This window comes from Flagellimonas marinaquae (genome assembly GCF_003992675.1).
In the GTDB taxonomy this organism is placed as follows: domain Bacteria; phylum Bacteroidota; class Bacteroidia; order Flavobacteriales; family Flavobacteriaceae; genus Flagellimonas; species Flagellimonas marinaquae.
The window spans coordinates 191,438-204,174 of record NZ_RZMZ01000016.1 but is presented as its reverse complement, the minus strand read 5'-3'; the positions used below and the strand labels follow the sequence as shown (position 1 = coordinate 204,174).

Sequence of the window (12,737 nt, the reverse complement as noted above, 5' to 3'; positions counted from 1 at the left end):
AAAACCCGCTCATTGAGCGGGTTTTTTTCTAGGAATTATATCCGTTACAGTTTTTTCTTCACTGCTACTTCTTGGAAGGCTTCTACAATATCGCCCTCCCTTATATCATTATAATTTTTGATCTGTAATCCACAGTCATATCCTTTGGATACTTCCTTGACATCGTCCTTGAATCGTTTCAAGGATGCCAACTCTCCGGTGTATATGACCACTCCATCACGAATCAAACGGATACGTGAGTTCCTGAAGATTTTACCACTGGTGACCATACAACCTGCAATGGTTCCAACTTTGGAAATCTTGAAGGTTTCCCGAATCTCGGCATTACCCGTGATTTCTTCTTTCATTTCGGGGGACAACATCCCTTCCATCGCATCTTTTAAGTCATTGATGGCATCGTAGATAATGGAGTAGGTCCTGATATCGATTTCCTCCTTATCCGCAATTGATCTGGCATTGCCCATAGGCCGCACATTAAATCCGATAATAATCGCATCTGAGGCACTGGCCAGCAACACGTCGGATTCGGTAATGGCACCTACCCCTTTATGGATGATGTTCACTTGGATTTCGTCCGTAGACAGCTTCTGGAAAGAATCCGTCAAGGCCTCGACAGAACCATCCACATCACCTTTAAGGATAATATTCAGCTCTTGGAAGTCACCCAAAGCGATCCTTCGTCCGATTTCATCCAATGTAATATGTCGTTGTGTTCTAACGGACTGCTCGCGCTGTAATTGAGAACGTTTGGCTGCAATCTGTTTGGCTTCGCGCTCATCTTCGAGTACATGGAACCTATCCCCTGCCTGTGGCGCCCCATCCAATCCCAAGATTGAGATAGGTGTGGACGGCCCTGCACTTTTAACGCTTTTTCCTCTTTCGTCCTGCATGGCCTTTACCTTACCACTACAAGTTCCGGCCAATACATAATCTCCTATATTCAAGGTACCTGCCTGAACCAATATAGTGGCCACGTAGCCCCTACCTTTATCCAAGAAGGCTTCCACAACGGTTCCTGTTGCCAATCGTTTTGGGTTGGCTTTCAATTCCAGTAACTCGGCTTCCAACAAAACTTTTTCCAAAAGCTCTTTGACTCCTTGTCCTGTTTTGGCAGAAATGTCGTGCGACTGTACTTTACCGCCCCAATCTTCTACCAACAAATTCATCCCAGCAAGTCCTTCCTTGATCTTATCAGGGTTGGCCGTAGGCTTGTCCACTTTATTAATGGCAAACACAATGGGCACACCAGCAGCTTGCGCATGGCTAATGGCCTCTTTGGTCTGTGGCATAATGTCATCATCAGCGGCGATTACGATAATCGCTATATCGGTAACCTGCGCACCACGGGCCCTCATTGCGGTAAACGCTTCGTGACCTGGGGTATCCAAGAAGGTTATTCGCTGTCCGTCTTCCAAAGCAACTCCGTAAGCACCAATATGCTGGGTAATTCCCCCGCTTTCTCCGGCAATTACGTTTTCCTGTCGGATGTAATCCAAAAGAGATGTTTTACCGTGGTCTACGTGCCCCATAACAGTAACAATCGGCGCACGGGACTTTAGGTCTTCCGGACTATCTTGGACCTCTTCTATGGTCTCCTCTATTTCTGCGGTAACAAATTCAACTTCGTAACCAAACTCATCAGCCACAATGGAAAGGGTCTCTGCATCCAAACGCTGGTTCATCGTAACCATAATGCCCAAGGACATACAGGCGGAGATGATCTGGGTTGTGGAAACATTCATCATGGTAGCAAGTTCATTAACGGTAACAAATTCGGTCACCTTTAGGATTTTGCTTTCCAGTTCCTGCTGTTCCAGATCCTTTTCCGTTTGTTGACGGTGCTGATCTCGTTTTTCCCTACGGTATTTGGCTCCGCGACCCTTACTGGATTTACCTTGAAGCTTTTCAAGGGTTTCCCGTACTTGTTTTTGTACTTCTTCTTCTGTAGGCTCCACTTTAGGCGCGGAAGAACGTTGTCCTTTTCTTGCCGCAGGGCCTCTATTATTTCGCGCACCACCTGCTTGCGGTCCACTCTTGACTATCCGCTTTCTGCGTTTTTTTCGATCTCCGCTATCGGATGAAGCACCCTTGTTACCCCCTTTATCTTCTACCTTTTTCTTTTTGGGCTTGTTAAACTGGGAAAGATCGATCTTATCCCCGGTAATTTTGGGCCCTGAAAGTTTTTGGTAATTCGTCTTTATCGTATCTGAAGGAGCTTCTTCCGAAGTTTCGGCAACTTCTTCTGTTTTGGGTTCTTCAGCTTTGGCAGCTGGTTTTTCTTCTTCTTTTTGAACAGGGGTTTCCTCTTTGGCTTTCTCGGGCTCAACTTTTGGAGCCTCTTCCTTGGGTTCCTCTGTTTTGGGCTTCTCTGGTTTTTTGTCCAGGTCGATTTTACCTACGGTCTTTGGTCCGGAAAGCTCTGCTTTGGCCTTAACCACTTGCTGTTCGGCCTCCTTTTTCTCCTTGGCTAACCTTCGCTCCTCCTGCTCTTTCTCCATTCGGATTCGGATGGCCTCCTTTTCCTTGCGCTTTTCCTCGCCCACTTCCTTGGAAGCGACCTTTTTGCTCCTATCTGTTTGAAACTCATCCAACAGAACCTGATACACCTCATTGGATATCTTGGTGGTAGGCCTAGCCTCTACCTCATGCCCTTCCGAAGCCAGGTAGTCGACCGCCCTATCCAGTGAAATGTTCAATTCTCTGAGAACTTTATTAAGTCGTATTGTTGGATTATCTGCCATAAATTATTTTACTTGCCCTAAATTTTCGCTGCTAATATAAGCCTAATCTTCAAATTCTTCCTTGAGGATGCGAACCACCTCTTGGATTGTTTCTTCTTCTAGATCGGTACGCTGTACCAAATCATTTACATCCTGTTCCAAAACGCTGCGTGCGGTATCCAATCCAATCTTCTTGAATTCTTCGATTACCCAGCTTTCGATTTCATCAGAAAACTCGGTCAACTCCACATCTTCCTCAACGCCTTCACGGAACACATCTATTTCATAACCAGTCAATTGACCAGCCAGTCGTATGTTATGCCCTCCCCTACCAATAGCCTTGGAAACCTCCTCTGGCTTTAGGTACACCTGGGCAGTTTTTTTCTCATCGTTCAATTTAACGGAAGACACACGGGCTGGACTCAACGCCCTTGTCACCATTAATTGTGGGTTGTTGGTCCAGTTGATAACATCGATGTTCTCATTGCCCAATTCGCGCACGATTCCATGAATCCGTGATCCCTTCATACCTACACAGGCACCAACAGGATCGATTCGGTCATCGTAAGAATCCACGGCCACTTTGGCCTTTTCTCCCGGAATACGAACTGCTTTTTTAATGGTGATCAAACCATCGAACACCTCGGGAATTTCTTGGAAGAACAATTGCTCCAAGAATTTAGGGGACGTCCTCGACATAATAATGGCCGGCTTGTTCCCTTTAAGCTCTACGCTCTCAATGATTCCACGAACGTTGTCTCCCTTGCGGAAAAAATCCGATGGAATTTGCTTTTCCTTCGGAAGGATGATTTCGTTTCCTTCATCGTCCAACAAAATTACGGCACGGTGACGGATATGGTGCACCTCAGCCGTATAAATTTCACCCTCCAGATCCTTGAATTGTTTGTAGATCGTGGTATTATCGTGCTCATGGATTTTGGAAATCAGGTTTTGGCGCAATGCCAAAATGGCCCTTCTACCCAAATCAATAAGTTTCACCTCTTCTGATACATCTTCGCCCACCTCAAAATCGGGCTCGATCTTACGGGCTTCGGACAATGAAATCTCTTCGTTGGGATCTTCTACTTCCCCATCTTCAACAACCACACGGTTTCTCCAAATCTCCAAATCCCCTTTGTCCGGGTTGATGATGATATCAAAATTGTCGTCAGAACCAAACTTTTTCTTGAGCGCACTTCGGAACACTTCTTCCAAAATCGCCATAAGGGTCACCCTGTCAATAAACTTATCGTCCTTAAATTCCGAAAAGGATTCGATGAGCGCTAGGTTTTCCATTTTCTACTACAATTAAAATTTTAATTTAACTTTTGCCTGTTGAATATCAGAAAATGCGATTTCCTGCTTTTTCTGTACTGTAACTTTTCCCTTTCCCACGGGTTTCGGCTCACGTGCCTTCCACTCCAAAGTAATACTATTTTCCGAGGCTCCCACCAATGTTCCCTCCAGCTCTCCGGAGGTGGTTCTCACCTGTAATTTTCTTCCTATATTTTTGTTGTACTGACGCGGCAATGTTAGTGGGGATGTTGCTCCTGCAGAGGTCACTTCCAAGGAAAAATCCTCTTCTTCACGGTCCAAATTGTGCTCAATGGCCCTACTTACATCCATACAATCCTGTAAACTGACGCCCTGATCTCCATCCAATACCACTTTGATACTGTTATCGGCACCTATAGTGAGGTTGACCAAGAACAAGGATGGATTTTCCTCCAAAGCCTTGTTCAGCAACATTTCCACTTTTTCCTTCAACATAAATGAAAAATAAGTAATAAAAGAGGGGACTCAAGGTCCCCTCATGAATACTTCTATATCCGTTCAGTTTTGCAAATATACAACAAATAATATCGCCCGTGCAACCCATTCCAAAACAAAAATAAGGCCGACCTCACTATTTTTCAGTCTATTACCATTTGCATGCTTCGTGATTCATCTCTTGGCCAAATCCAGGCAACCAATACATTTAAATGTTTAACACCTGATTTGGGACAGTTCACAACAAATATTTTCCATCGAATCGTTGAAACGTAAATTTATACCTTAATTATTGGAGTACATGGCCTCAACCTCTTTCTTCAACACCAAGAAGAATCATTATCCCTTAAGATGGATGCTGTTTTTCGCACTCTTTCTTTTAGGAACAACACTATCTTTTGCACAGACCACGCTTTGGAGTGAAAACTTCAACAACTATTCCAACGGTACCGAAAACGGAACAGCTACTGGGGCATCCGGCAGCACTTGGAGTACAAATCGCGGCAATAGACTATCCACCAGAAACAATGCCCTGAGAGCTCGCAACTTGGATGCGGAAGGTACATGGGAAACCAGTACCATCAACATTTCTGGATACGATGTTATCAGCATCAGTATGGATACTTGGGTAGACGATGAGGACGAAATGGATAATAGCAATGATTATTTGATAGGGGAATACCGCGTGGATGGGGGGTCTTGGCAGCAATTTGTGAATGCTTCGGGTTCTGACTCCGATCCATTGGCTCCTTCCTACTCCTTTACCATATCTGCCACAGGAAACTCCTCGTTGGAGGTGAGGGTACGCATGGATAACGACAACAATGACGAACAGTATTTTATAGATAACGTTTTGGTAGAGGGCACCTCAGGCATATGCAATGGGGAGGTTGATTTCGAGTTTTACGATGGCACACCATCTGGAAACACGGTCGATAACATTCCTACCTCAGGATTTCTGGGCTCAGGCTCTTACACTAGTTTTGATGTGGATGCCCTTCAAAACCAACAAGATCCGGGAGACTCCGACAGCTTTGGTATTCGATACAGCGGTTTTATACAAATTGATACACCCGGAACTTATACGTTTTATACCACTTCGGACGATGGCTCCAAACTATTTATCAACGGAACGGAAGTCGTGGACAATGATGGACTTCATAGCTCACAAGAACGTTCGGGAAACATTTCCTTAACTGCGGGATTGCACGACATCACCGTGTTGTTTTTTGAGAACGGTGGTGGTGAGACATTGACAGTACAATATCAAGGACCTTCCATTTCCAAACAACAAATACCATTTTCCAAACTGTACTCTACCTGTAGCGGAGGCAGCTCTGACCTTGATGGTGATGGCGTGGATGATGTAACGGATGTGGATGATGACAACGATGGCATTCTCGATACCGATGAATGTGGGGGAGCAAGCGGAAATTTTGTACAAAACGCTACCAATCTCCAGTTCTTCACAAATCCCTCCAACGCTGAGGGTAGTCCAGGTACCACCTTTGCCGCCAATGCAGTTTCCACCTATCAAGGACAGTCCGAAATATTACTACAGTTTGCCCAACCGGTACCCGTTGGAACATCGGTTAGTGTATTTGTCGGGGCAGACCCTGCTGTTTCCAGTACAGATATGCAAATACAACGCTCTTCGGCAGGTGGTGGCAACAACGGCTGGTTGGCTAGTGCCAATGGCACTACACCAGGTTCTATCCGCGAAGTCACTTTTACCGTAAACGGAAGTAGCCTACAATATATTAAGGTAATTGCGTGGCAGGTTGGCGCCAGAGTCTATGGTGCCAGTTATGGTGGCTCAGTTGACTGTACCACTGTAGATACCGATGGCGACGGTATTCCGAACTACCAAGACTTGGATAGTGACGGAGATGGCATTCCAGATAATGTGGAAGCCCAGACTTCTTTGGGTTACACAGCTCCATCAGGAAGCGATTCCAATGGCAATGGTCTTGACAATGCCTACGAGGCAAGCGGTCTATCCGCAGTTGATACGGATGGGGATGGCACACCCGACTTTATGGACACCGATAGTGATAACGACGGTTCGCCCGATACCACAGAAGCAACCTTGACACTCTCAGGTTCTGACAGTGATGGCGACGGACTTGACAATACTTTGGACGATACCACTGGATATGGTGACCCAGGAGGCACCATTGATAACCCTTTGAATACCAATGGAGGGTCCATATTGCTCCCAGATTCCGATGGGGATGTTGCCTCAGGGGGCGATTTGGATTTTAGGGACGATACTTTTGATGACAACGAACCACCTTCCATCACCGCTACCGGAAACCAGACGTTCTGCCCTGGAGATACCATACCCGTGGTTGAAACTGTGGAAATCACCGATCCAGATAGTAGCACCCTGGATGCTGTGTATGTTCAAGTGACTTCGAACTACGATGTTTCGGGAGATGTCCTGAGCCTAACGGGTACCCATCAGAATATTTCAGCCAGTTGGGACACTTCCGAAGGAAGACTCTTGCTCAATGGACCCGCAACCTTGGCAGAATTTGAGGCAGCTATAAGCGCGGTGGTGTTTGAAACAACCGCAACCGTAACCGCTGGTGAAACAAGAACTTTTTCTATAGTAATGAACATAGCCAACTACCTAGAGTCTACAGGTCATTATTATGAGTACGTACCGTCCGAAGGCATCACGTGGACTGCCGCCAGGGATGCGGCAGCATTACGTACGTTTTACGGACTTCAGGGGTATTTGGCAACTATCTCCGTTCAAGATGAATCCGACCTTTTGGGGTCGCAAGCCCCCGGGGCGGGTTGGATTGGAGCCAGTGATGCTGCACTCGAAGGCGATTGGTACTGGGTAACAGGACCTGAAGCAGGCACACTATTCTGGAGAGGAGGTTCAGGCGGAACAGCATTTGGTTACGAATTCTGGAACTCGGGCGAACCCAACAACTCAGGAAATGAAGATTACGCTCATATTACAGCACCGGGTGTAGGGCTTCCAGGATCCTGGAACGACCTTTCCAATACTGGTGCCAACAGCGGAGTTTATCAACCTAAAGGCTACTTAGTGGAATATGGAGGAATGCCTGGAGACCCACCGTATCCCGATTTGGCAGCCACTACGACCATAACCGTGGAATCTGTTGCACCAACGGCCAGTGCCCCAGCTCCCATCACGGTAAACTGTACGGATGATATTCCAACAGCAGACATTAGTTTAATTACCGATGAAGCGGATAATTGCGACCCAAATCCAACGGTTACCTTCTTAGGTGACGTTAGTGATGGCGGGAGCAACCCAGAAACCATTACAAGAACATATCGCATTACCGACGCAGCGGGCAACTCGCTCGATGTGGAACAGATCATTACTGTTGCTCCTTTCGCAATCGACACCCAACCCACAGACCAGACCGTGGTCATTGGAAATAATGGCAGCTTCACCGTATCCGCCAGCAATGTGGACACCTATCAATGGGAACTAAGCACCGACGGAGGAAGCAACTTTGCACCTATTATTGATGGTTCCGAATACTCTGGCACCCAAACGGCCACATTGACGATATTATCACCGGATAGCAATAAAGATGGGTACATATTCAGAGTACTTGTTTCCAATAGCAGCGGAAGTTGTACTCTATTGACCTCCAACGAGGCCGTCTTGACCATGAAAGCGGGCAGGGTGATTACCAACAGGGGCGTCACCTATCGGGTAAACAAGAACTAGAAATACAAAATCGTCTTATCTTTAACGGATGGACGTCTTTCGAAACCCGAAAACCCTTTACCATCTAAAGCGCATTTTGCCCTTCGGAATCATTTGGCTGGTCTTGAGCTGGTTTATACTTCTCATAGAATCCATGGCCACAGGCTACGAAAACCAACGCCCAGAAACCGACATCACCGTAACATGGAGCATTTTGCTCTTTGCTTCCTTAGCTGTTTTCCTTGTAGGAATATTGATGGGTTCGGTAGAAGTACTTTGGATGGGCAAGCGGTTCAAGTCCAAAAGCTTCGGACAAAAAATCCTGTATAAAATGGGATTCTACGTATTGTTCATGTTGCTCATCAACCTGATTACCTTTCCTATTGCTGCCAGTATTGAATCCAATAGCTCCCTATTTGAAAATCAAGTATGGGAAAAGTTTGCCCACTACCTCTCCAGTACCACTTTCCTGAGCACTATGGTATCATTGTCCTTCAGCATTTTTGTATCCCTGCTCTATGCTGGCATCAGCGAACACCTCGGACATCAAGTATTACTGAATTTTTTCTCTGGCAAATACCATAGCCCCAAGGAGGAATCCAGGGTTTTCATGTTTTTGGATATGAAATCCTCCACCTCTCTTGCCGAGCAATTGGGCCACAAAGCCTATTTCCGGTTTTTGAGTGATTACTACAATCAGTTATCCGAGGCCATCATCCAATACAAAGGTGAAGTGTACCAATATGTGGGCGATGAAATCGTAATCACATGGAAGCAAAACGATGGCTTGCAAAACCATAATTGCATCCGCTGTTTCAACGCCATGAAAGTCAGTCTGCAACAAAAATCAGATTACTTTAGCACCACTTATGGTATGGTACCATCTTTCCGGGCTGGTCTTCACTTGGGAAAAGTAACCACTGGTGAGATTGGCGCGCTAAAAAAAGAAATATTCTTTACCGGTGATGTACTCAATGTCACCGCACGTATCCAAAAACTGTGCAAGACCCTTGACCAAGACCTTTTAATTTCCGGTCACTTGGCGACGGAAGTTGAAAAATCCGATACCATCACCTTCAAATCCTTAGGAAAAATGGAGCTGGAAGGTAGACAAGAGGTAGTTGAACTATTTGCTCCTAACCAATAGAGTTTTGCAAACTTTCATCAAAATCGGGAATGCCAAAAGAACTACCCATTTAAGCCCTGATTTTCATCCCATCATTTTTTTAAAAATTTTTTGATCGCATATCGAAATATGATATAATTTCGGTGCCGCAAAATGACACTGGAACAGAAAGTCCGATTGGTCGAACGGTTGTTCGATCAATTGGAGAAAGAAACCGAACAATTCCAAAAAAAATCTGGAATTGGTTGTGTTTCGGGTTGTGGAAAATGTTGTACTTATCCCAATATCGATGCTTCACCCTTGGAGTTTCTACCCTGGGCTTTCCATCTTTTTTTATCTGGCAAGGCAGAGGATGCCCTCATGAGTTTGAGCGGTAATCCGGGAACGACCTGTTTTATCCTTAACCCTATTTCCATAGTTGGAAAAGGGCACTGTGGCAGTTACAAGCACAGAGGCCTTATCTGTAGACTGTTCGGCTACGCGGCCAACCGCGACAAGCATGGCAACCTACGCTTGGCCACATGCAAAATCATTAAGGAAAATCAGGAAGAAAATTACCTGGCCACCCAAAAGGCAATTTCAGAAGGAATGTACGTACCCGTGTTCACAGATTACTATATGCAGCTGGGCCAAATAGATTTTCAATTGGGGACCAAGGTAATGCCCATAAACAAGGCGCTTAAAATGGCGTTGGAGGAAGTGCTCCAATACTACACCTACAGGCCCATTCCCACTGCCGACAAACAATGTGTGTAACAACAAATTGACTTTACCAACAGTGGCTCTTATCTTTTCTTGAACCAACTATTTAGCATTCTAGGACGAAAATTATCTCCAAAATTCGCTCACAAGGGTCCACTTGTTAATCTTTCATAAAAAGAAAATAGGTTAGCTTACTTTTTCCTACTTTGTCCCCTTTTGGAATCTAAATTATAACCCACCATGATTAAAAAACTCCTGATTTTTGGACTCTTTTCCATTGTATTGACCCATTCTGGCCAAGCCCAACTTTTTGGCAAGAAGAAGAGTAAAACCAAAAAGGAAGCCACTGCAGAAAAACCTAAAAAAGACAAAAACGGCATCAAAAAATATGGTGATGTCGTCACCGAGGATGCCATTACCGACGAAGGCTTGTTCAAAGTTCACCAAATCGAACAGGATTACTTTTACGAAATTCCCTTCAACCTGTTGGAAAAGGACATGCTTTGGGTAAGCCGGATAGCTCAAATCCCCGATAACCTTGGAGGAGGTTACGTCAATGCGGGATCAAAGACCAATGAGCAAGTGGTGCACTGGCAACGCTACCAAAACAAGATTTTACTTCGGGTAATATCGTATTCCAACATTGCCGACAGCAGCAAGGCCATTAGCAGTTCGGTGAAAGTCAACAATTTTGAACCCATATTGTTTGCTTTTGATATCAAAGCCTTCAATGCAGATTCCACTGCCGCGGTAATTCAAGTGGATAAACTCTTTACCACCGATGTGGCAGCTATCAGCGGATTATCCTCCAGGTTAAGGCAACGCTACAAGGTCAAAAAACTGGACCAGTCCCGTAGTTTCATCAACAGCATTAAGAGTTTTCCTGAAAACATTGAGGTCAAACAAGATTTTACCTACGATGCTTCCGAACCGCCCTCTTTTTCGGACACAGGTTCCATCAGCCTGCAAATGAACCAATCCATGATATTGTTGCCCGAAGAACCCATGACACCTAGATTGGACGATCCACGGGTAGGCTTCTTTACGGTTTCACAAATTGATTATGGCAGCCCAAAGCTAAAGGCCGACCAAAAAAGATATATTCGCCGTTGGCGATTGGAACCCAAAGACCCAGAAGCCTATGCACGGGGCGAATTGGTAGAGCCTGTAAAACCCATTGTCTACTATTTGGACCCTGGGACACCGGAAAACCTTCAAAAATACATTAAACAAGGTATCGAAGACTGGCAAAAACCTTTTGAAACGGCAGGATTCAAAAATGCGATAATCGCCAAGGACGCGCCAACCCCAGAGGAGGACCCAGAGTTTAGTCCCGAGGACATCCGTTATTCCGTAGTGCGGTACGTGGCAAGCACCACACGAAATGCGGTAGGTCCCAGCGTATCCGACCCTAGAAGTGGGGAAATTATTGAAAGTGATATTATTTGGTACCACAATCACCTTCGCAGCTATCGTAACCGATATTTGTTGGAAACCGGGGCCGCCAACCCATCGGCACGTACCTTGGACACACCTGATGAGGAAATCGGCGAAATGATGCGTATGGTGATTGCCCACGAAGTCGGACATGCCCTAGGCTTCCCGCACAACATGGCAGCCAGTTATGCATATCCCGTAGACTCGCTCCGTAGTGGCAGTTTCACACAAAAGAACGGTATCGCCGCAAGTATCATGGATTACGCCCGATACAATTATGTGGCACAGCCTGGGGATGAGAATATCCGTTTCATTCGCCAAATGGGACCCTACGATCACTATGCCGTCAATTGGGGATACAGATGGCTGCCCAACATCCAAGAACCTGAGGACGAAAAAGAGGTGCTGAACCAATGGATTTTGGAAAAAGCAGGAGACCCCAAATTCAAATATGGCCGTCAGTCCAGTTATTTTGACCCGCAATCGCAGACAGAGTGCATTGGTGATGACCCCATAAAAGGGAGCACTTACGGCATCAAAAATTTAAAATATGTAATGACACAACTACCTTCGTGGACCTCGGACCAAACCAACGATTATGACGATTTGGAAGAACTTTACGGGGAACTTTTGGGAGTTTTCAATCGATATGTGCGGCATGTGGCCCGCAACGTTGGAGGTGTGTATGAAAACATCAAGACCCCAGAACAAGAAGGTACGGTCTATACAGCCCTCAGCGCAGAGGAACAGCGTAAATCGATGGAGTGGTTACAGGAAAACATTTTTGAAACACCCAAATGGCTTTTAGACACTTCCGTACTGCAGAACATTGACCATACGGCATACTTTGAAAAGATACGAAGGGTACAAGCTTCGCAACTCAACCAGTTGATGGGACTGCGCACCTTGGGCAGGTTGATCAATTCCGAAACGACCCAAGACGACAATTACAGCGCTTACGAAATGTTGAGCGATTTAAGAAAAGGGCTGTGGAGCGAAGCGTATCGAAACAGAAATGTGGAACTGTACCGCAGAAACCTGCAAAACACTTATTTGGAACAGATGGCGGATTTGCTCACCGAAGATGGTGTTTCCAATTATAACGTGGAAACTTCTGATGTGCGAACGCTGGTACGCGGAGAGCTCGCTACACTGAAAAGAACCCTGAACAGGGCCAAAAATGCGAATGTGGATACAATGACCAAGTATCACTACGAAAATGCCATTGCCAAAATCGATGCGCTCTTCGATAGTGAATAGTCAATTATAGCATGACCCA

The 12,737-nt window shown here is 45.6% G+C and carries 7 protein-coding genes; 4 read left to right on the top strand and 3 right to left on the bottom strand.

Features of this window, described 5'->3' with window-relative positions:
* Positions 1 to 44 precede the first annotated feature (44 nt).
* The 3 genes from infB to rimP are packed head-to-tail and all read right to left on the bottom strand — an operon-like array spanning position 45 to position 4,490.
* Positions 45 to 2,741: a translation initiation factor IF-2 gene (infB, locus tag EO130_RS14625; RefSeq protein WP_127142277.1), complete on the bottom strand. Its 2,697-nt coding sequence runs from the start codon at positions 2,739 to 2,741 to the stop codon at positions 45 to 47.
* A 42-nt stretch (positions 2,742 to 2,783) separates the two neighbouring features.
* Complete coding sequence (nusA, locus tag EO130_RS14620) at positions 2,784 to 4,016, bottom strand: transcription termination factor NusA (protein WP_127142276.1); 1,233 nt, start codon at positions 4,014 to 4,016, stop codon at positions 2,784 to 2,786.
* Between the two features lie 12 nt (positions 4,017 to 4,028).
* On the bottom strand, positions 4,029 to 4,490 hold the full coding sequence (rimP, locus tag EO130_RS14615) for a ribosome assembly cofactor RimP (RefSeq protein WP_127142275.1): 462 nt from the start codon (positions 4,488 to 4,490) through the stop codon (positions 4,029 to 4,031).
* Positions 4,491 to 4,791: 301 nt separating this feature from the next.
* Here rimP and EO130_RS15555 point away from each other — a divergent pair, with 301 nt between their 5' ends.
* The 4 genes from EO130_RS15555 to EO130_RS14595 all read left to right on the top strand — a co-directional run bounded on the left by EO130_RS15555 (position 4,792) and on the right by EO130_RS14595 (position 12,718).
* Positions 4,792 to 8,214 carry a PA14 domain-containing protein gene (locus tag EO130_RS15555; RefSeq protein ID WP_206513158.1) on the top strand — a complete coding sequence of 1,141 codons (3,423 nt, stop codon included), beginning with the start codon at positions 4,792 to 4,794 and terminating at the stop codon, positions 8,212 to 8,214.
* A gap of 28 nt (positions 8,215 to 8,242) precedes the next feature.
* Positions 8,243 to 9,340 carry an adenylate/guanylate cyclase domain-containing protein gene (locus EO130_RS14605; protein ID WP_127142274.1) on the top strand — a complete coding sequence of 366 codons (1,098 nt, stop codon included), beginning with the start codon at positions 8,243 to 8,245 and terminating at the stop codon, positions 9,338 to 9,340.
* Between the two features lie 132 nt (positions 9,341 to 9,472).
* The gene (locus EO130_RS14600) at positions 9,473 to 10,075 is read left to right on the top strand and encodes a YkgJ family cysteine cluster protein (protein ID WP_127142273.1); all 603 of its coding nucleotides are present in this window, start codon (positions 9,473 to 9,475) and stop codon (positions 10,073 to 10,075) included.
* A 186-nt stretch (positions 10,076 to 10,261) separates the two neighbouring features.
* The gene (locus EO130_RS14595; RefSeq protein WP_127142272.1) at positions 10,262 to 12,718 is read left to right on the top strand and encodes a zinc-dependent metalloprotease; all 2,457 of its coding nucleotides are present in this window, start codon (positions 10,262 to 10,264) and stop codon (positions 12,716 to 12,718) included.
* Positions 12,719 to 12,737 lie beyond the last annotated feature (19 nt).

Coding starts and splice junctions, on each gene's coding strand:
- rimP (WP_127142275.1), bottom strand. CDS start 4,490: ATGTTGAAGGAAAAAGTGGAAATGTTGCTGAACAAGGCTTTGGAGGAA.
- EO130_RS15555 (WP_206513158.1), top strand. CDS start 4,792: ATGGCCTCAACCTCTTTCTTCAACACCAAGAAGAATCATTATCCCTTA.
- EO130_RS14600 (WP_127142273.1), top strand. CDS start 9,473: ATGACACTGGAACAGAAAGTCCGATTGGTCGAACGGTTGTTCGATCAA.
- EO130_RS14595 (WP_127142272.1), top strand. CDS start 10,262: ATGATTAAAAAACTCCTGATTTTTGGACTCTTTTCCATTGTATTGACC.
- nusA (WP_127142276.1), bottom strand. CDS start 4,016: ATGGAAAACCTAGCGCTCATCGAATCCTTTTCGGAATTTAAGGACGAT.
- EO130_RS14605 (WP_127142274.1), top strand. CDS start 8,243: ATGGACGTCTTTCGAAACCCGAAAACCCTTTACCATCTAAAGCGCATT.
- infB (WP_127142277.1), bottom strand. CDS start 2,741: ATGGCAGATAATCCAACAATACGACTTAATAAAGTTCTCAGAGAATTG.